Below are 19010 nucleotides of genomic sequence, written 5' to 3' on the forward strand. Positions count from 1 at the left end.
TTTACATCAATCAATAAAATCAATATCTTATTGTTGTTGTAAATAATTGAGTGGGAATAAACCTGCTTCTAGCAATAGCTGGCACTGACAGGCAATAAACATAGCTAAACCCGCGTAATTGCGGGTTTTTTATGATTGGTAAGTTTTTGCATCGCTTATTGCGATAGACGAAAATTTTAGCTGTTAAAATTTGTATGAGTATTTATCTTTGATTATGTTGCTTTATATTTGAACGGACATCCTAGTTGGCCTGTGAAACATTGGGTTTGGATGTCAGTTCAGTGCCAGAAGTGGACATTGCCATTCCTATCTGACTTTAACTTAATAATCACGGCAATAGAAGATTAGGTCCCTAAACTTTCATCTGATATCGATTTGCGATGTCAGGCTGACAATCGGGCGTGGCGGAAAGCCATATGTGACCAACGCGATGAAACGGTATCTTCTCTATTGGTCATCAGGCTTCGGCCTGTTGCAATGCGCTAAAAACTCACAGCCTGCCGGATAGGAGAAAATGGCCTGTCATATGAATAATTTAGAGATATCTTCTGATAACCATCCGTAACGCCTACGTACTTTATGGCGAATGCCTCTCTCTTAAACTTTGTTTAGTGCCATGCTTCCAGTGCTTTCATTATCCATAACGCATTCCTTATCTGAACAGCTAAACAATGTTTTTTAGCTAAGGATTAGCTTTTTCCTCTTTCTTATCTGTACAGATAAACTATAATTCGAAGCTAAGAAAAATACATTTTTATGAGGAGCGTTAGTAGTGATTCAATCAGAAAACAAGCTCCTACAGGATGTGGTGTCGACCCTTGAAAGCATCCTTGAAGCTAGGATTAAAAAATGGAGCGGCCTACCGGGCGACGACGGTATTGATTGTGTGCTGGAGGTCAGGGGTATTCAGGGGGTCTGGATCATGCCCGTAGAGGTAAAAAAACAGGCTTACCCAAGGGATATCAGGCAAGCAATCTGGAGAATTGAGGAGTTCTGTCAGAAAAATGCCAATGAGCCTGATATTGTCCCGATTTTTGTCGCTGAGTTGATCAGTGAGGGCGCAAGAGAAATGCTCAAAAAGCATGATGTTGGATATTATGAGATGGGTGGCACTCTCTTTATCAAGCATAAACAGTCAATTATCGATATACAAAAACCCCGCAAAAGAGCAGCGAAACGCGGGAGTGGCGATCTGTTCACTGGTGCGAGGGAAATGGTCGTTCATGCATTACTTCAGTCAAAGGGAAAATGGTTCTCAGGTGAAGAACTCAGTGAGCGTTCTGGAACTTCAGCATACACGGTTTCTGGTGTTTTAAGAGAGCTGGAAATGAGAGAGTGGCTGGACAAAACCAGTGAGGGCGGTCGTTCACAGCGCCGCAGACTGGTTAATCCCGGCGCTTTACTTAATGCCTGGTCGGAGGCCACCAGGCAACGGGAAAATCGTGCACTCTACGGGTATCTGTTTGCACCGGATGCAGTGGATTGCGTCAGAAAAATTGAACGCAAGGTTAGTCACGCAGACGGTGACATCAACTGGGTGCTGACGGGTGCCTTGCCGGCAAATCAGGCCACGCCATTACTCACGGGCGTAAATGTGGCAGAGATTATCGTCCCCCTCGGAAGTGCGGAGCTGTTTACCCAGCTGACGGGTATTAAACGCGCGGAAAAGGGCTACAACGTTGTTGTACATGAATGCGCCCCCGCTGCCCTGCAATTTATAAATTATGAAAACAACATCCCCGTCGCCAGTGACTTCATTCAGTACCTGTCTCTGCTGGATGGTAAAGGAAGAAATGCTGAACTTGCTGAACAGTTTCGCCGGGAAATTCTGGAGATATAACCATGGTAATCCACACCAAACCGAAAGACAGATCCGGATACTCAGCCATTAACACGGAAATGTGTGAACGGGTATTAGTCACTTTATTGACCACCTTCGGCACCATGAAAGGCACGCTCCGCCTGATAGGCGGACTCGTCCCGCGCTATTTGACCCCCGCGCAGGCACCTCAGGTGCCTGAACATTATGGTACATCTGATGTGGATATCGTGCTCAACCTACAAGTGATCGCTGAAGGGGAGAATTATGCCTCTCTGCACGATCAGCTGGTTGAAAGAGGCTTCAGAAAAAACTCTGATACAAACGCATGGCGCTGGGAGTTCCCCATTCCCGATGGTTCTCCCGTATTGGTAGAGTTTTTACAGGGAAGCAATGCTGACGGAAAACCCGGCAAGGAAGTCCCGATAGACGGCGAGGCGGTTTCTGCTCTCGTGATCCCCTATGCTGAAATGTCATATGAATGGTTCGCTGAGAAAGAGATCTCTGCGATGCTCTTTGGGGATAAGGGCCAGGGGGATGCGGGGATTGTATTTGAAACTATACGGTTTGCGGATGAAGTTGTGTTCATCCTACTGAAAGCGATTTCGTTTCATAACCGCAACGAACCCAAGGATGCAGCTGATTTGATCCATGTGATGCGTTACGCCGGAGAACCTGAAGACATTGCAGAGAAATTCCTTAATCGCATAAAAAGTGGAAAACATCAGACAGCGATCGAGACGGGACTGAATGCACTGCAGAAATGCTTTGCTGAAGGTAATAACAACGTTGAAGGCTACCTGCTGACGGGCCCCGTGCGTTACGGGCAGTTCATGCATGGTACCGATGAAAATTTGGAAAATGAGAGGCTGCAGGAGCAGCGTTTCGCGGCTGCACTAGTAACGGAAGTTCTGCGCCTCATAGATGATGGCCGTGATGAAACTTAGTAAGGCAGATTGCTGGATCTATTCCGCTGTTTCCCCGTTATAGAGCAGGTTGAATCATTTTGGTTAATATTGACTTCAGGAAGACGTTGTGAGCGGGTGTGAAGAGATTCAGCCCGCATTTCCCGCAGACTTTTGCCATCAGACCTCAGCCACCAGGCCCGAAATACCGCTTCTGGCGGTGCGACGGATCTTACCAGCATGTCGGGGGAGTCGATGGGGGCCATACGGTAATCATTGTGTGGGAGATGAAAAGAGGCTGATGTACAAGATAAAGCCCACCCCAAAATACGATCCTTGCCTGCAATGGAGCGCATGATGCCTTATCAGTAGCCATCCTCAATTTTCAATCTGGTCGTCCTGCTCATCATACTTGCGCTGGCACTCCTGAATCGCCTCTATATTCCCTAACGTCCAGTCGAACAGTATTGAGAACGGCCCCTGCAGAGATTTGCCGAGCGGCGTCAGCGAATACTCGACGCCAAGCACCCGCCCATCCAACACTTTACGATGCACCATGCCGTTGCGTTCCAGTTTACGCAGGGTCTGGGTCAGCACACGTTGCGTGACGCCATCCAGACGGCGCTTGATGGCGTTGAAACGCTGCGGCTCGCGCAGCACTTCCAACACCATCATGGACCATTTATCTGCAATCTGATCGAGCACGATGCGGCTCGGGCAGTCGGCGCGGTAAACAACATCGGTCTTATCCATCGGTATCTTCCTGCATCCCTGGGATGCTTAAGGTGCGTAATTGACGCCAGGTATGCAAAGTATACCATTCGATTAACGGCGCGAAAAACCCGCACTTGTATCCCAGGTAAAAGGACATTGAGATGACAGATACAGATTTCAGCAAACTCAGGCTGTCTCATGCGCACGGCGTGATGACGATCGCTATCGATAACCCACCGGTAAACGTACTCGATGTGGCGCTGATGTCGGAAATCAGCCGTTTATTGCTCGCGGTGCGTGACGATCCGGATACGCGGGTGTTGGTGTTCCAGAGCGCGAACCCAGCGTTCTTTATTGCTCATGTCGACATGACCTTGATCGATGAGCCGCACGCTTTCGACGAACTGGCGAGCAACGCGCCGGAGGGGCTAAATCCGTTCCAGGCGTTTGGCGAACTGCTGCGCAGCCAGCCGCAGGTCACTCTCGTTAAGCTGGCCGGGCTGGCGCGCGGCGGCGGCGCCGAGTTTGTGGCAGCGGCCGATATGGCTTTCGCGGCACGGGAAGCGGCGGGGCTGGCCCAGTGTGAGGCCTTGATGGGCATTACGCCCGGCGGTGGCGCGACGCAGTATCTGACGAGCCGAATGACGCGCGGCCGCGCTCTGGAAGTGATCCTGGGCGCCGATCTCATCGATGCCGCTACCGCAGAACGCTACGGCTGGATTAACCGCGCCTTGCCTGCCGCCGAGCTGGATGATTTCGTCGATCGGTTAGCGCGCAATATCGCGGCATTGCCTGCGGGGGTGATTGCGGCGGCCAAGCAGGCGATGCCTGCACCGGATCTGCAGGCTGGTTTTTATCGCGAGCATGACGCCTGGGCGGGATTGTTCGCACGCCCGGCTGCGGAGCAGTTGATTCGCGGTGGGCTGAAGGCCGGTGCGCAAACCCCGGAGGGGGAGCGCAACCTTGAAGGCCTGCTGCGGCATCTTGCCTGCTAAGAGGCCACATCGCGCTAGCCCGCCCCCCACTGCGTCAGCAGCGCATGCAGCCTGGCCGGTTCCAGCGGCTTGCGCAGCACCAGATAGCCTTCCTGCTCGGCCTCTTGCAATATTTGCGAATTGAACTCGCCGCTGACCATTGCGCCGCTTACGTTCGGCAGGCGTTCGAACAATGCCTGCAGGATGTCGAAGCCGCTCTCGCCGGAACGCAGGCGCTGGTCGCACAGCACGGCGAACGGCGTGAAGCCGCCGTCGACAATGGCGAAGGCTTCCTCGGCGGAGGCCGCGCAGCGCACGGTGATGCCCCAGGTGCTCATCAGGCTCTCCCAAGCGGAGGTCACCAAGGGATCGTCGTCCACCACCAGGCAGGCGCCGCGCAGCGGTGCATAGCGGGTAGGCGTGGCGGTGTTGTCGTAGGCGGCGGCGGTTTCCGGCGCCTTATCTTCGCCGATGTATTGCGTGAAGCGCATCCAGAAGCGTGAGCCTTTGCCTTCGACGGAGTGCATGCCGTACTTCACCTTCATCAGCTTGGCGCAGCGCGCCACCACCGCCAGCCCCAGCCCGTGGCCGGCGCTGTCGATTTTCCACGCCAGCTCGGGGCGGTAGTAAGGGGAGAAGATTTTGCTTTTCTCTTCGTCGGCGATGCCCACGCCGGTGTCCCACACTTCCACCAGGCACTCGGCGCCGCGCGGGCGGATGGCGATAAGCACGCCGCCCCGTTGCGTGTAGCGCAGGGCGTTCTGGATCAGGTTGATCAGCGATTGCCGCACCAGCAGCGGATCGCCCATCACGCTGATACGCCGTCTGGGGTGCCAGGTGCGCAGCGTCAGGGCGCGGCTGTTGGCCTCTTCGCGGAACAGGGTGACCACCGAGTCGAGCAGGGCGCCGATATCCACATGGGTGGCGGCGGTGCGCACGTTGCCGGATTCGATTTTGCTGAGATCGAGCAGCGAATTGAACATCAAATGCACCGAACGCACGCTCTGCTGCAGATCCAGCAGCTGCGGCGTCAGGCTGTCGTCGCGGTTTTTGTGGATGATGGCCTCGATCAGAAAGCCCATGGCGTGCACCGGCTGGCGCAGATCGTGGCTGGCGGTGGTCAGGAACTGGTTCTTGTCCAACAGCGCCTGTTCCGCCTCTTCTTTAGCCTGGCGGAACTGCTCCGCCAGGCGCGAGCTTTGCTCTTCGAGCAGCGCCTGCTGAATAAAGAACGCATGCGAGGTTAATGCGTGGCGGTAAATGGCGAAGCCGTACAACAAGTTCAGCATCAGCACGATGAACATCACGTCTTCCAGCCGCCAGATGATGCCGAGGTTCAGCAGCCCCCAGGAGGCGAAGAAAAAGCGGGTAAAGGTGCTGATGACGGGCGTCAGGTGCGTTGCGTTGGCGGCGACGATCGCGGCGATGCTGATATTGAGCAGCAGGAAAAAGTCAAAGTTATGGGTCTGCGGCGTAATTAAATAGAGTGATGAGATCCCCAACCCGTGAATAAAGGCCACCTTATTAATACGCGGCAGCCAGCGGCGCAGCACGGCGTCTTCATCATTTTCTTTGGCTTCGCGCTGGTAGCGCCGATGCCATATTCTGATCGCCACGGCGCATAGCAGGTAAACGATGATCCAGGCAATGGTTGGGCCGAGCTTGTCGCCCAGCAAATAAATCCAGATGGCGAAAGGGATGCCGACAAAAGGCACGGCGGTAAAGCTGAACACCAGCCGCATGAAGGTGTTGTCCAGCAGGCGGATCTGCGCGCTCGGGGAGATGCCATCATTTTGTAAATGCTGGAAAAACCTCATGACGACGGATCCCGTTTGCCGTGCAACAGCGTGATGGCTTCCACCCGGCTGTTGACGCCTATCTTTTTCAATATATTGCTGATATGTTCTTTGACGGTGGGTTCGGAAATAGACAGCTGCGTCGCAATTCTTTTATTTGGCAGGCCGCGCAGCATCATAGTTAATACGTCGATTTGCCTCGGCGTTAAATTGAATTTATTTAAGTGTTCATGGTGGCTTTTAACGGTGGCTTCATTACCGTCAGGGAACCATTCCTGATTATTATTCAGCGCAAAAACCGCCCTGGCGAATAATTCCGGCGGTTCGTTTTTTAACACGAATCCATGCCCGCCGGCATTGTTAACTTTCTGCCAGATATCGTTATTCTCGTCGCCGCTGACCACCAAAATCCGTACCTGCGGATAACGTTGTTTTACTTCTTTGAGTAATTTCAACGCGGTACCGGAAGAGAGCCAAAAATCGATCACCAGTAAACGCGGTGGGCCATTTTCCCTAATATGGCGGTAGCAACTCTCTTCATTGGTCACCACATGCGCCTGTTTGAATCGGCAATGCGTGCTGAGAAAATTGGCGATGCCGCTTGCTACCAATGGATGGTCATCAACGACCAACGCATAATCCTGCCCCAAAGGATTCTCCTTTCGCCTTCAAATATCAGATAGGTCTGATGAATTATTATCAACCCTCCCTACTTTAGGAGGGTTTTTTCGTTTAGGAAAGGGAAATATATTATTCGAGGATTTGGATAAGAGAAAACATAAAGCCAATCGGTAATTTTAACTGATTGGTTATAAAGGATAATTTATGAAGAAACCACTTATCGCTTTAACCGTTACGATGATGCTAGCCGGTTGTTCCACCCTGAAAACCGATCAGGCCATTCCATTGCTGCAGGCGGAAACCGCCAAAATGCTGGGGCTGGGATCGTCGGACGAAATTACCGTGACCAACGTCAATGGCGCGCAGCCGGATGCGCTGGGCGGCCAAAAACTTTCTTATCGCGCCACCACGGAAAAAGGCCGCATTTTCGATTGCTCGTCGCTGATGATGCCGGGAATTTTAGGTTCATCGCCGTCGCTGAGCGCGCCGACCTGTACGCCGGTGGTCACGCATAAATAATTCGTTTTGGGGGGCGGTATTACCGCTTCCTGGTTTTTCATCGTCGGAGCGTCAGCGCCGGGGGGCAATAAGCTTTTGCTTCGACGATCACTAAACCGGCGTGCGCGAAATAACGCCTCACTTCTCCTCTAGTGTATTGAGTTCCCTATAACAATAAATTTCGCGACATCACGCTAACGAGTACGGAGATAGCCCGTGAATGACAAGACATCGCACCCTTTAGCGGTTAGAACACCGCTTTCCAAACTTTACCTCGCTCTATTTTCCGCGCCGTTGTTGATGCTGGCGCCCGCCGATCTCGCTCGCGCAGACGATGCCATTTTTGACGGCGACTCAAAAATTACCGAATCATTGGCCTACACCGGGGACGTTTACGTCGGCCGTAATCAAAGCGGCAACCTGCTGATCGAGAATGGCAAGATCAGCGCCTATAACATCAATATCGGCCGGATGTTCAACGGCCAAATTCACGACAGCGTGGTCACGGTCCGCGGGCCGAACGCCGAGCTGAACGCGGTGAACGATCAGTTCGTGCTGCGCGGCGGCCTGAATCTGGGGCGGGGCACTTTGCGGGTTGAAGACGGCGCGCTGGCCAGCGCGAAAGAGATCGTGGTCGGCACCACCCGCGGCTACGACAGCCACCTTATCGCCACCGGCGCCGGTTCTCGCGTCACCAGCAATTTTCTCAGCGTCGGCACCGACTTAGGGGCGCGATCCACGCTGGCGATTGAAGACGGCGCGGTGCTGAACACCGCCTTTGACGCGCGCATCGGCAATGGCAGCGGGCCGGGCGAGACCGATACGCTGAGCCCGAAAGCCACGGTCACGGGGGCCAATTCCCAATGGAACGTCGGCCGCGCGCTCACGCTGTACGGCGATCTGGACGTGTTGAACGGCGCTGCGGTCAATGTCGGCAACATCCAGGTGGCGGGCGTCTCGGGCGCGCGTAAAACCGCCGAGCTGACGATCGCCGGCAACGGCTCACGGTTTACCAGCGGCAGCAGCGTCAACGTCGGCGATTATGGCAATGGCGTGTTGGCGGTCATGGACGGCGGGACATTCTCCGCCGGCGGCAACGAAGTGGTGCTGGGCAAGGCCGGTTCCGGTTCTAACCGCGGCGCGCTGATTATCGGCAGCCGCGGCAACATGGATACCGGCACCGGGTTGACCGAGCCGACGCTCGGCGCGGCGGGCGCTGCAGGCACTATCGATGCCCAGACGGCGATCGCCCTGCGGGGCGGATTGTTCCGCAGCTATGTGTACTTCAACCATACCGACGGCAATTACGTCTTCAGCAACAAGATGAGCGGCGAAGGCGAGGTGATCAACACCGCCGGGCATACGACGCTGAACGGCGATCTCACTGGCCTGCAGGCGAACGTCACCGCGCGCGGCGGCAAGCTCATCATCGCCAGCGACATCAACACCCAGAAAGAAGACGACATCTTCGAGATCCAAACCCTCGGCGCCGAGAACGGCGGCACGCTGATCCTGAACGCGACGGCGGGTTCCGACGTCAATAACGGGCAGGGTTACAGCAGCGCCGCCTCGATCAAGGCCGGCGGCACGCTGGGCGGCAACGGCACGCTGGGCCAGACCGAGATCCAGTCCGGCGGTCATATCTCGCCCGGCGATGGCAATATCGGCACGCTGACGCTGAAACGCTACCTGAACTTTATCGGCGAATCCTTCTACGACGTTGATATTGCCGGCGACGGCCGCAGCGACCAGCTGCTGGTGGCGGGCAAAACCACCATCAGCGATCGGGCCAAAGTGCAGGTGACGGCGCTGGATCCGCAAACCAGCTATAAAACCGGCCAAAGCTACCGCATTCTGACCTCGGACGGCGGCATTGACGGCCAGTTCGCGTCGGCGGTCTCCAAGTCCGCCTTCCTCGATGTGGCGCTGAACCACAGCGCCAACGCCGTGGATCTGACCATCGCGCAGAAAGACACGGGCGGGGAAAACCCAGGCGGCGAGAATCCAGGCGGCGAGAATCCGGGCGGGGAAAACCCAGGCGGTGAGAATCCTGGGGGCGAGAATCCGGGCGGGGAAAACCCAGGCGGTGAGAATCCAGGGGGCGAGAACCCGGGCGGAGAAAACCCAGGCGGGGAAAATCCGGGGGGCGAGAATCCAGGCAGCGGCAAGCCGGGCATTTTCCAAACGGTGGCCGAGAGCGGCAACCAGTGGAATACCGCCGGCGCGCTCTCGACGCTGGCGCAGCGCGGTCCTTCGCTGGCGCTGTACAACTCGCTGCTGCTGCTGAGCGCGCCGGAAGCGCGCGAGGCGTTCAATCAGCTGTCCGGCGAAGTCTATCCGTCGATGCAGTCTAACCTGATCGCCGGCAGCACCCAGCTGTTCAATGTGCTGAACCAGCGCATGCTGCGCCTGTTCGACAACGACAGTCTGCCGGTACCGCCGTTGGCGATGTCGCTGGTGCAACCGGCGCAGGCGCAAAACAGCGGCGTCTGGGGGCAGACCTTCAGTTCCTGGGGCAGAAACAGCGGCAACGGCAACGTGGGCAAGCTGGATGGCAACACCACCGGCTTCCTGTTGGGCGCGGATCGCAAACTGGCGGACCATAACGTGCGCATCGGCGGTTACTTCGGTTACAGCCGCGGCGACTATGACGTCGACAGCCGCCGCTCCAAGGCCGATACCGACAACTACCACCTCGGCCTGTATGCGGCCGGGCAGCAGGATGCGTTCTCGCTGCGCGGCGCGCTGGGTTACACCTGGCACAAGATTGAAGGCAAGCGCAACGTCGATTTCAGCGGCTTCTCGGATCGGCTGAAGTCGGATTACGACGCCAACTCGCTGCTGGCGTTCACCGAAGCGGGTTACCGTTTCGGCCAGCCGGAGATGAACGTCGAACCGTTCATCAACCTGAGCTACATCCGCCTGCATACCGACAGCTTCCAGGAGTCGGGTGGCGCGGCGGCGCTGAGCGTGCGCAATGAAACGATGAACACCTTCTACTCCACGCTCGGGGTGCGCGGCGTGACCGAACTGCCGAAGAACGTCAGTCTCTACGGCTCGCTTGGCTGGCAGCATGCTTACGGCGATAAGAGCACCTCATCGCGCATGGCGTTTGCCGGCAGCGACGCGTTCGTCACGCAGGGCCAGGCCGTGGATGACAACGTGATGGTGGGCGATATCGGCGTGAGCGTGAAGCTGTCGCGCGCCGCGACGCTGGATGTCGGCTATCAGGGGCAATTCGGCGCCGATACCCGCGTTAATTCGGTCAACGCCAACCTGCGCTGGTCGTTCTGATTTTCCCTCTAGACTTCTCTGGTACCGACGGGCCCGCTTGATGCGGGCCTTTTTTATGGTGAGAACTCAGTGGCGGCCTGTGGTTGACTTTCACGATAAAAAAGCCCGCGCAACGGCGGGCTGAACGGGGGAAGGCGTTTAACGCCCTTTTTTCTTGCGCCCCGGCTGGGTAAAGCGCTTGCGGCCGGCCGGCGCAGCGGCTTTATCGGCGCTTTTCGGCCCGCCGGCGCTCGGCTTTTTCGCCGCGGCGGATTTGGCCGGGGCCTTCTTCGCCGGCTTGGCCTCGGACGAGGAGCCTTCAATCAGTTTGAACAGTTCGATCAGCTCGTCATCGGTCAGATCGCGCCACTCGCCCAGCGGCAACCCTTTCAGGCTGACGTTCATGATGCGCGTGCGTTCCAGCTTGGTGACCTCGTAGCCGAAGTGTTCGCACATGCGGCGGATCTGGCGGTTCAGCCCCTGCACCAGCGTGATGCGGAACACGAACGGCGCTTCTTTCTTCACCTTGCACTTTTTGGTCACCGTGCCCAGCATCGGCACGCCGGCGCCCATGCCACGAATAAACTCGTCGGTCACTGGCTTGTTGACCGTCACCAGATACTCTTTCTCGTGATTGTTGCCGGCGCGCAGGATCTTGTTGACCAGATCGCCGTGGTTGGTCAGAAAGATCAGCCCCTGCGAATCCTTGTCCAGGCGGCCGATCGGGAAGATGCGCTTGCTGTGGTTGACGAAGTCGGCGATGTTGTCGCGCTCGCCGTCCTCGGTGGTGGTGACGATGCCGACCGGTTTATTCAGCGCGATCAGCACCAGATCTTCTTCATTGCGCGGTTCGATCAGCTGACCGTTAACCTTCACGACATCGCCGGCAAATACCTGGGCGCCAACGGTGGCGCGTTTACCGTTGATGAAAACGTTGCCCTGTTCGATGTATCGATCGGCGTCGCGGCGTGAGCAGATGCCGCTCTCGCTAATGTATTTGTTCAGACGAATGGATGAGTTGGTCAGCATGGGATCTCCGTAAAACGCGGACTATACATTACCCGCTGGGGGTTGCGGAAGCTGTTCGAGAATAGATGCAATAGCGGAAGGTGATGCATGCGCCATCAATGCTGATTGGGCTTTACTCATTGCTGATTCTATCAGTACGAGCTAATAATATTCATAAAATCAATAAGATAGATAAAGTTTTATTTGCTGGATATTATCGGTGTTCAGCCAAAGGATAGGGGAAATAAAATGCTTCGCTGCTTTTTAGTTCATAATGGAAACAAAATAAACACTCTGTTGTGTCAAGGGGTTGGGATGTTCTCTGTGTTTTCTGGCAATAAACAGTATGCAAATCAACCAGGATGCACAGATGTTCCCAATCACGGGGCTATACCAGCCGGTACTTACTGGATTGTGGATCGGCCATCCGGTGGTTTAAAGTCGCAGACTATTACTTTCATAAAAGATATTGTGACCAATGTAGATCACAATAGTTGGTTTGCTTTATACAGAGATGATGGAACAGTTAACGACAGAACATGGATTAACGGCATTATGCGTGGACAATTCAGGTTGCATCCAATCGGTCCACTTGGATTATCGGAAGGATGTGTAACCTTTTATTCCCAAAACGAATTCAACCGTCTGCGAGCTGCATTGCTGAAATCGAAAACAGCCAGAGTTCCGGGAACGACATTACAGGCATATGGGACTATCGAGGTGAAAGGCTATGAAAAAACTTGCCCTGTTGCTCGCTAACGCATTGGCTGTTGTTGGGCTGGCTGTGCTGACAATAAAGCTTTTTCCTGTACCCAGGCTAAACCAGAATCAAACCGCTTGGCTGATTGACGCCAGTGGGTTTTTCCATTTTAACGATACGGAATGGTTTGGTGCGCTCGTTTTTGGCGCGGTTTATCTGCTGGCCGGGTGTCTGGAATGGCTCTTTATCCGCCAGGTTTTTCAGCGGGTGAGCTGCGGGCTCCGCCACTAACTCTCATCACCGTTCCCCCACCTTCACCACCCGGGTATTCAGCGGGGTGAGCGTCTGCCCGGCGCTGCCGATCGGCGTCAGGCGCGGCACGGGGCGGCCGCTGTCGCTTTCCACCAGCGTTGAGTGCGTCTCTCCCTCGGCGAACAAATGATCTTCCCCCCACTGGCGCAGGCCAACGATCACCGGAAACAGCGCGCGGCCTTTCTCAGTCAGCACATACTCCTGATAGGCGCTGCCGTCCGCGGCGGGCACGATCTCCAGCACGCCGTGCGTCACCAGGGCGCGCAGCCGGGTGGCAAGAATGTTCTTCGCCATCCCCAGCCCTTTTTGAAACTCGCTGAAACGGGTGACGCCGTCGAAGGCGTCGCGCACGATCAGCAGCGACCACCAGTCGCCAATCACATCCAGCGTGCGCGCTACCGGGCACGGCGCGTCTTCCAGGCTTTTACGTTTCACGGCGTTTATCTCCAGCGACATATTCTGGTTGCATTATAAAACCTCCACATCTAAAGTTCATTGGGTTTAATTATGAAACCAGATTGAGGTGTGCGATGAGCGACAAACTGCTGGATCCTCCCTGTACGGCGCTGGGGCGCCTGCCGGCCGCCCTGGTGCTGCTGTTGGCCGGTGCCAGCGCCTTTAGCGTGGCCAACGTTTATTATGCGCAGCCGCTGCTGGACGCCATTGCCCGTGATTTTTCCATCAGCCTGGCTGCGGTCGGCATGGTGATCACCGTGACTCAGTTGGGCTGCGCGCTGGCGTTGCTGTTGGTGGTACCGCTGGGGGATCGGTTGAACCGGCATCGATTGCTGGCGGGGCAACAGCTGGGGCTGATCGGTGCGCTGCTGCTGGTGGGCTGGGCGCACAGCGCGCCCTGGCTGCTGGCGGGGATGTTGCTGGTGGGGCTACTGGGCACCGCCATGACGCAGGGGCTGATCGCATTCGCCGCCGCCCTGGCGGCGCCGCAGGAGCGCGGGCGGGTGGTCGGCGCGGCGCAGGGCGGGGTGGTGCTGGGGCTGTTGCTGGCGCGCACCTTGTCCGGCGCGCTGGCGGACGTTGGCGGCTGGCGCACGGTGTACTTCTTCTCCGCCGGAGTGACGCTGGTATTGCTGCCGATCCTGTCGCGCCTGCTGCCTGCGCCGCGCACCGCGCCCAGCACGCTGAGTTATCCCGCGTTGCTGCGTTCAATGCTGAGCCTGTTGCGGCGTGACCGCACGCTGCAAATTCGCGGCATGCTGGCGCTGCTGATGTTCGGCGCTTTCAGCCTCTTTTGGAGTTCGCTGGTGTTGCCGCTGAGCCTGCCGCCGTTCAACTTCACCCATGCCGCGGTGGGAGCGTTCGGCCTGGTCGGCGCGGTGGGCGCGCTGGCGGCGGTGCGCGCCGGGCATCTGGCGGATCTCGGGCTGGGGCAGGCGGCCAGCGGCGCGTGTCTGCTGCTGTTGACGCTGGCCTGGCTGCCGCTCGGTTTGCTCGGCAGCGGCCTGGCTTGGCTGGTGGCGGGCATTGTGCTGCTGGATCTGGCGGGACAGGCGATCCACGTGCTGAACCAGAGCATGATCTTCAGCGCCCACCCGCAGTCGCATAGCCGGCTGGTGGGCTGCTACATGCTGTTTTACGCCGTCGGCAGCGGGCTGGGCGCCTTTGCCGGCACCCATATGTACGCCTGGGCGGGGTGGAGCGGCGTCTGCTGGCTGGGGGCGGGCGTCAGCCTGAGCGCGTTGCTGTTTTGGCGGCTGACGCTGCGCCGGATGCCGGATGCCGCGGGTAAGAGCTAGCGGGCCGGCGAATGCATCAGGTAATAATCTTCTTCGCCGTCGTTGCCGGTGGAGATGATGCGCCAGCCGTGTTTGCGGTAGAACGTCAGCGCCTTTTCATTTTTCACCAGGCATTTCAGCGAGCCGGTGGCGGTGAAGGTGGCTTGCGCCGCTTGCAGCAGCGCACTGCCGACGCCGCGCGGCGGCTGATGGGGATCGACATACAGGTTATGAATGAAGTTATCTTCGCGGTAGACGGAGACGAATCCCAGCAGCACGCCGCCGTCTTCCGCCACCCAAATCGCTTCGCCCAGCGTCGCGCGGTCGAAATCTTCCAACTGGTAGTATGAAGTATCGCGCCAACCGAACGCCGCCTTGCGCGACGCCAGGTACAGCGTGCGCAGGAAGGGGCGATCGGCCTCTTGGTAAGGTCTTATTTGCATGGCATCTCCCGGTGGTTTTTGCTCACTATAGCGCATGGCGCCGGGCGTGCACGGCCGCAAACGGAAAATGCTAGGCGTCGCCCCAGGCGGGCAGGCGATTGACTCCGTCGCTCAGCTCCTGAGCAAGATGGCGCACGGTGTCGGCGTGCAGGGCAGCCAACGGTGGATGAAAGTCGGGCGCCCGCAACGCTTGCGGCGCGCGGGAAAGCTGCGCCGCATACTCGGCGAGAACGCGCCCGCCCTGACGTTGCACCTCGATCAGCGCCTGGCGTTCCTGCGCGGACAGCGCCGCGCCGCCGCCTGCCAGATAGGTGTTGAGCTTTTCGCTGGTCAGCAACAGGCTGCGCGTCTGGTTAAAGATCAGTTGGATATGTCGGGTGAAGCTTTCATGATTATCGTCCGCCAGCTGCCAGGTGGGCTCCAGCGTTACCCGGGCCACCACCGCTTCGCAGCCCTCGATCTTTTGCCAGATGCCGATGGCGTTTGTGTTCTCGCCGCCGAGGAAGCGCGACAGTTCCCGCAGCACGTTGGCAACCTGCTGCCGCAGTGACTCCCCTTCGTATTCCGGCCACAGCGTGGCGTGAATGAAGGTGGCGAACCCTACCCCCAGCACGATGCCGATCAGGCGATCGCGGATCTCGGTCAGCCCGGTGACTGGGCCGAAGCTTTCCAGCAGCGCCAGGGAAAAGGTGAACAGGATCTGTACCCCGGCATAGCTTATTTTCTCGGAGCCGGCGGCGATCCAGGCGGAGAGGGCGATCACCGGCAGCGTCAGCAACAGCAAGCCGACGAGGCTGTCGAGGTGAGGCATGATCCACACCACCGAGATCAGCGCCAGCAGGCTGCCGATCGCCGCGCCGCCGAGACGCAGCCGCGCCCGCCGCTGTGTGGCGCCGAGGCTGGGCTGCGCCACGATCAGGCAGCTCAGCATGATGGTATGAATGCCGGACCAATCGACGGCGGTATAAAACACGTAGGCGACCAGCACGGTCAGCAGCGTTTTCAACGAAAACTGGATGTAAACCGGGTTGGTCAGGGCGTCAGGGGTAAAGAAGGGCACTTTTGGCGGCGGCGCGGCCTGCAGGGCGTCGGCGTAGTCGCTGCGGTTGGCGTAGACCTGCAGGAGGCCGGCCATTTCATTGAGCGGCGCCGGCACCTGCGGATCGTCGCTGCCGGCGATCGCGACGGAAAATCGCAGCGCGCTGTCGTGGCTTATCGCGGTTTGCAGTGCGCGGCAGGCGGCGTCTATCTCTTGCGCCAATTGACGCGCGGCCGCGCCGAAAGCCGGCGGCAGCTGGTAGGCCAGGATATTGAGCTGCAACACCAGGGTGATCAGCGCCAGATAACCGGGCTCGTTGGCGCGGCAGCGATCGCTGCGCATCACCGAAAAGCGCAGCAGCTTATGCAGCTCGGTGGCGTGCTGGGAGATGGCGCTCAGATCGCGCGTCTCGCCGCCGTTGGCCAACATAGCGCGGGTTTCGTCCAACACCGCGTTCATCCGGCCCTTTAGCTGTTTCAGCGGTTCGGCCGGCAGCAGCAGGGTATTGACGATCAGGGCGAGCAGGATGGCGTAGTTGATCGCCACCCATACCCACAGCACCAGCCGTATCACCACTTCCGCCTGCGGAGTGAGATCGACAAAGCTTTGCGTGTAGATCACCACCAGCGCCATCAGGAAGAACAGCACCCCAACCTTGGTCACCCGCATCAGGAACACGCTGAGGAAAAACAGCGCGCTGGAGAGCAAGATGCGTAGCATCGGGTAGTCGTAGGTGAACTTCAGCACCAGGATAGCGGCGCCGATCGCCAGCGTGGAACTGACGAAGAACAGGATGCCGATTGCGCGGGTGATCACGATATTGGACTGCGTGATAAAGAAGACAGCGATCAGCGACAGCGCCAGCCACGGTACCTGCAGCGTCTGCGAGATCACGATGGCGATCGCGCTGGAGAGCAGGGCGCGGATCACCAAGTTGATGCGGCTGTCCGAAGGGCGCAGCTCGTCGAGCAACTGGGACAGCCAGCCGCGAGACATCGTTTTACTCTTCATGGCGCAGGTTCAGCTTGGCCACCGCCGAAGCGCCCACGCGGAACAGCGCCGGGTTGGGGGCCTCTACCGCGATCTTGACCGGGAAGCGCTGCGAAACGTGCACCCAGTTGATGTTGCGCGACACGTTGGGCAGCCCGCCCAGCACGGTGCCGCCGTCGTCGGGCTGCACGCCGTAGCTGACCGACTCCACCTTGCCGCTGAAGGTCTGGCCGGCGTCGCTCATTAAATACAGCGTGGCTGGCACGCCGGGATGCACGCCTTTCAGATCGGTTTCGCGGAAGTTGGCGACCACGTACCAGTGGCGGGTGTCGATCAGCGTGAACACCGGTTTGGCGCTGGAGGCATATTGGCCGACGGTGGTTTTCAGGGAGGCGATGCGGCCGTCGAACGGCGCTCTCACCTCGGTGAACTCCAGGTTCAGTTTGGCGATGGCGATGTCGGCCTGCACTTCGGCGCGCTGCGCGACCAGGGCTTCGACGCCGCTGACGGCGGCTTCCGCCTGTTTCGCCTGCAGCAATGCGGCCTGCAGTTCCGCCTGCGCCGAGCGCTGGGAGGTGCGGGCGGTTTCCACTTCTTCCGCCGAAACGTAGTTCTTGCCGAGCAGCTTCTGCCGGCGGTTGAGGGTGTCGGTCGCCTGCGCCACCAGCGCCTGCGAGCGTTTGACGATGGCGTTCATCGATTCGGCGTTGTACTGCTGCGCGTTGACCGAACGCTGCGTCAGCTTGATCTGTTCATTCAGCGTGATCAGGCGCGCTTCGCTGGCCGCCAGCGCGTCCTGGTAAGGGCGCGGATCGATGCGGAACAGCAGATCGCCTTGCCGCACTTCCTGGTTGTCGCGGATCGGCATCTCGACGATGCGGCCGTTCACCTCCGGCACTACGTCGATGGTGTCGGCATAGGCGTAGGCATCGTCGGTAGTGGGGGCGTTTTCCACCCGCCAGACGACGACGGCGGCTACGATGAGCGTCAACGCCAGGATGGTAAGCACCAGCAGTCTGCGCTTGTTGGAGGTTTGTGGTTGGGTCATGGCGTCAGTCTCAGTGGGGGAAAACCAGTAACCAGGTCAGCATGGCGATCAGCGCGGTCAGCGCCGGATACGTAAGCAGCTGCGGCGCCAGCCAGGCGCGTTTTTCCGGGGTGCGCAGCAGCAGGTGGATCGCCACCATGCCTGCCACGCCGCCGCACAGGCAAAACAGCCAGTCGGGGAACGAAGCGCCGAACACCACCATGGACGGTGCCGGTGAGCACCCGGTAAGCAGCAGCGCGGTCAGGCAGGTGATAAGCAGTTTTTTGTCGGGCATAGGGCGTTCTCTGGCGATTGGCTTGGTCGACGGGCCGAATGGAATGACTCTTTTTCAGTGAGTGAGGTCACTGTTTGTCTTCCCTACGCTTGCGCAAGGAGAAACTAGAATAAATACTCTACTCTAAACTAGAGGGATTAATCTAGTTTTTTGTGTCACCCTGCCTTCGCGGCGGCAAATGGGTATAATACGTTGATGACAGCGGGCAGAAACGAATATGCAAATCGACGAACACATCACCGGGCGAGAGCCGCAGCAGGAAAGAGGGCGGCAACGCGTACAAACCATTCTGGATTCGGCGGCGGCGATCGTGGCGCAGGACGGGCTGGCGGCGCTCAGCATGCAGCGGCTCGCCAAGCACGCCAAAACCTCCATCGGCTCGATGTATCACTTTTTCCCCGATCGCCACGCGGTGATCAAGGCGCTGGCGGATCGGCACACCGAATCGATCGAGGCGCTGGTGCGCGACATGGCGTTGGCCAGCGACGACGAGTGGCGGCGCCTCTCCGCTGAAGAGGTGATCCAGCGGCTGTTTTCTCCCTATGCGCAGTACCTGCGCGAGCACGCCGACTACCTGCCGGTGATGCGGGAAATGAACCTGCCGGATGAAAAGTCCAGCTTCCTGGCGCTGATCGCCCGAGTGCTGCAGCTGCGCCGCCCCGAGACCGCTGAAGCGGAGATCCTGCAGCAAACCCGGCTGTTGCAAAGCCTGGTGGCCGGCACCTTGCACCACATCTTCAAAACGGCGCCGCAGAGCGTGGCGTTCACCCTGGCGGAGCTGCCCGGCGTGCTGAGCCTGTATCTGGCGGGAAAAGAGGGAAGCATCGCTTAGGCGCGAGCCAATTTAATCGCTTGTTTGTCCG

18 protein-coding genes are annotated in these 19010 nt (G+C 58.1%); 9 read left to right on the forward strand and 9 right to left on the reverse strand.

Features of this window, described 5'->3' with window-relative positions:
- The first annotated feature begins 772 nt into the window (after positions 1-772).
- Positions 773-1840 (forward strand): hypothetical protein, encoded by a 1068-nt coding sequence (locus JL05_RS10345; RefSeq protein ID WP_050501240.1) that lies wholly within the window; start codon positions 773-775, stop codon positions 1838-1840.
- Positions 1841-1842: 2 nt separating this feature from the next.
- Entirely contained in the window at positions 1843-2766 is a 924-nt protein-coding gene (locus JL05_RS10350) for a hypothetical protein (protein ID WP_033632352.1), read from the forward strand.
- 336 nt (positions 2767-3102) lie between these two features.
- Here JL05_RS10350 and JL05_RS10355 read toward each other — a convergent pair whose 3' ends face one another.
- Complete coding sequence (locus tag JL05_RS10355; protein WP_033632353.1) at positions 3103-3477, reverse strand: winged helix-turn-helix transcriptional regulator; 375 nt, start codon at positions 3475-3477, stop codon at positions 3103-3105.
- A 122-nt stretch (positions 3478-3599) separates the two neighbouring features.
- Here JL05_RS10355 and JL05_RS10360 point away from each other — a divergent pair, with 122 nt between their 5' ends.
- Positions 3600-4433 carry an enoyl-CoA hydratase/isomerase family protein gene (locus JL05_RS10360; protein ID WP_033632354.1) on the forward strand — a complete coding sequence of 278 codons (834 nt, stop codon included), beginning with the start codon at positions 3600-3602 and terminating at the stop codon, positions 4431-4433.
- 14 nt (positions 4434-4447) lie between these two features.
- Here the strand turns inward: JL05_RS10360 and JL05_RS10365 are convergent, their stop codons facing one another.
- Together JL05_RS10365 and JL05_RS10370 are read right to left on the reverse strand one after the other, a co-directional pair.
- On the reverse strand, positions 4448-6229 hold the full coding sequence (locus JL05_RS10365; RefSeq protein ID WP_033632355.1) for a hybrid sensor histidine kinase/response regulator: 1782 nt from the start codon (positions 6227-6229) through the stop codon (positions 4448-4450).
- On the reverse strand, positions 6226-6858 hold the full coding sequence (locus JL05_RS10370; RefSeq protein ID WP_016929736.1) for a response regulator transcription factor: 633 nt from the start codon (positions 6856-6858) through the stop codon (positions 6226-6228). The genes JL05_RS10365 and JL05_RS10370 overlap by 4 nt, the downstream gene beginning before the upstream one ends.
- A gap of 175 nt (positions 6859-7033) precedes the next feature.
- On the opposite strand from JL05_RS10370, the gene JL05_RS10375 reads away from it, so the two are divergent.
- Together JL05_RS10375 and JL05_RS10380 are read left to right on the forward strand one after the other, a co-directional pair.
- Entirely contained in the window at positions 7034-7348 is a 315-nt protein-coding gene (locus JL05_RS10375) for a lipoprotein (RefSeq protein ID WP_004941478.1), read from the forward strand.
- Positions 7349-7543: 195 nt separating this feature from the next.
- Complete coding sequence (locus JL05_RS10380) at positions 7544-10621, forward strand: autotransporter outer membrane beta-barrel domain-containing protein (protein ID WP_033632356.1); 3078 nt, start codon at positions 7544-7546, stop codon at positions 10619-10621.
- Positions 10622-10759: 138 nt separating this feature from the next.
- On the opposite strand, the gene rluF is transcribed toward JL05_RS10380, so the two are convergent.
- Positions 10760-11629 carry a 23S rRNA pseudouridine(2604) synthase RluF gene (rluF, locus tag JL05_RS10385; RefSeq protein WP_021504493.1) on the reverse strand — a complete coding sequence of 290 codons (870 nt, stop codon included), beginning with the start codon at positions 11627-11629 and terminating at the stop codon, positions 10760-10762.
- Between the two features lie 183 nt (positions 11630-11812).
- On the opposite strand from rluF, the gene JL05_RS24835 reads away from it, so the two are divergent.
- Both JL05_RS24835 and JL05_RS10390 read left to right on the forward strand, forming a co-directional pair.
- Positions 11813-12367, forward strand: coding sequence for a DUF2778 domain-containing protein (locus JL05_RS24835; protein ID WP_238545840.1), 555 nt, complete (start codon positions 11813-11815; stop codon positions 12365-12367).
- Positions 12339-12599: a DUF1158 family protein gene (locus JL05_RS10390; RefSeq protein WP_033632357.1), complete on the forward strand. Its 261-nt coding sequence runs from the start codon at positions 12339-12341 to the stop codon at positions 12597-12599. Before JL05_RS24835 ends, JL05_RS10390 begins: the two co-directional genes overlap by 29 nt.
- Before the next feature lie 6 nt (positions 12600-12605).
- Here JL05_RS10390 and JL05_RS10395 read toward each other — a convergent pair whose 3' ends face one another.
- The gene (locus JL05_RS10395) at positions 12606-13055 is read right to left on the reverse strand and encodes a winged helix-turn-helix transcriptional regulator (protein WP_074469416.1); all 450 of its coding nucleotides are present in this window, start codon (positions 13053-13055) and stop codon (positions 12606-12608) included.
- A gap of 95 nt (positions 13056-13150) precedes the next feature.
- Between JL05_RS10395 and JL05_RS10400 the strand changes: the two genes are divergently transcribed.
- The gene (locus JL05_RS10400; protein WP_033632359.1) at positions 13151-14374 is read left to right on the forward strand and encodes an MFS transporter; all 1224 of its coding nucleotides are present in this window, start codon (positions 13151-13153) and stop codon (positions 14372-14374) included.
- Here JL05_RS10400 and JL05_RS10405 read toward each other — a convergent pair.
- The 4 genes from JL05_RS10405 to JL05_RS10420 form a co-directional block, all read right to left on the reverse strand.
- Positions 14371-14796, reverse strand: coding sequence for a GNAT family N-acetyltransferase (locus tag JL05_RS10405; protein ID WP_033632360.1), 426 nt, complete (start codon positions 14794-14796; stop codon positions 14371-14373). The genes JL05_RS10400 and JL05_RS10405 overlap by 4 nt on opposite strands.
- Before the next feature lie 70 nt (positions 14797-14866).
- Complete coding sequence (locus JL05_RS10410) at positions 14867-16831, reverse strand: FUSC family protein (RefSeq protein ID WP_033632361.1); 1965 nt, start codon at positions 16829-16831, stop codon at positions 14867-14869.
- A gap of 4 nt (positions 16832-16835) precedes the next feature.
- Positions 16836-17873: a multidrug transporter subunit MdtN gene (mdtN, locus tag JL05_RS10415; RefSeq protein WP_033632362.1), complete on the reverse strand. Its 1038-nt coding sequence runs from the start codon at positions 17871-17873 to the stop codon at positions 16836-16838.
- A gap of 10 nt (positions 17874-17883) precedes the next feature.
- Positions 17884-18147 (reverse strand): YtcA family lipoprotein, encoded by a 264-nt coding sequence (locus JL05_RS10420; RefSeq protein WP_004941494.1) that lies wholly within the window; start codon positions 18145-18147, stop codon positions 17884-17886.
- 217 nt (positions 18148-18364) lie between these two features.
- Here JL05_RS10420 and JL05_RS10425 point away from each other — a divergent pair, with 217 nt between their 5' ends.
- On the forward strand, positions 18365-18979 hold the full coding sequence (locus tag JL05_RS10425; protein ID WP_033632363.1) for a TetR/AcrR family transcriptional regulator: 615 nt from the start codon (positions 18365-18367) through the stop codon (positions 18977-18979).
- Positions 18980-19010 lie beyond the last annotated feature (31 nt).

Source organism: Serratia nematodiphila DZ0503SBS1 (assembly GCF_000738675.1).
GTDB classification, from domain to species: Bacteria; Pseudomonadota; Gammaproteobacteria; order Enterobacterales; family Enterobacteriaceae; genus Serratia; species Serratia nematodiphila.

Coding starts and splice junctions, on each gene's coding strand:
- JL05_RS10350 (WP_033632352.1), top strand. CDS start 1,843: ATGGTAATCCACACCAAACCGAAAGACAGATCCGGATACTCAGCCATT.
- JL05_RS10355 (WP_033632353.1), bottom strand. CDS start 3,477: ATGGATAAGACCGATGTTGTTTACCGCGCCGACTGCCCGAGCCGCATC.
- JL05_RS10360 (WP_033632354.1), top strand. CDS start 3,600: ATGACAGATACAGATTTCAGCAAACTCAGGCTGTCTCATGCGCACGGC.
- JL05_RS10365 (WP_033632355.1), bottom strand. CDS start 6,229: ATGAGGTTTTTCCAGCATTTACAAAATGATGGCATCTCCCCGAGCGCG.
- JL05_RS10375 (WP_004941478.1), top strand. CDS start 7,034: ATGAAGAAACCACTTATCGCTTTAACCGTTACGATGATGCTAGCCGGT.
- rluF (WP_021504493.1), bottom strand. CDS start 11,629: ATGCTGACCAACTCATCCATTCGTCTGAACAAATACATTAGCGAGAGC.
- JL05_RS10390 (WP_033632357.1), top strand. CDS start 12,339: ATGAAAAAACTTGCCCTGTTGCTCGCTAACGCATTGGCTGTTGTTGGG.
- JL05_RS10400 (WP_033632359.1), top strand. CDS start 13,151: ATGAGCGACAAACTGCTGGATCCTCCCTGTACGGCGCTGGGGCGCCTG.
- JL05_RS10405 (WP_033632360.1), bottom strand. CDS start 14,796: ATGCAAATAAGACCTTACCAAGAGGCCGATCGCCCCTTCCTGCGCACG.
- JL05_RS10410 (WP_033632361.1), bottom strand. CDS start 16,831: ATGTCTCGCGGCTGGCTGTCCCAGTTGCTCGACGAGCTGCGCCCTTCG.
- mdtN (WP_033632362.1), bottom strand. CDS start 17,873: ATGACCCAACCACAAACCTCCAACAAGCGCAGACTGCTGGTGCTTACC.
- JL05_RS10420 (WP_004941494.1), bottom strand. CDS start 18,147: ATGCCCGACAAAAAACTGCTTATCACCTGCCTGACCGCGCTGCTGCTT.
- JL05_RS10425 (WP_033632363.1), top strand. CDS start 18,365: ATGCAAATCGACGAACACATCACCGGGCGAGAGCCGCAGCAGGAAAGA.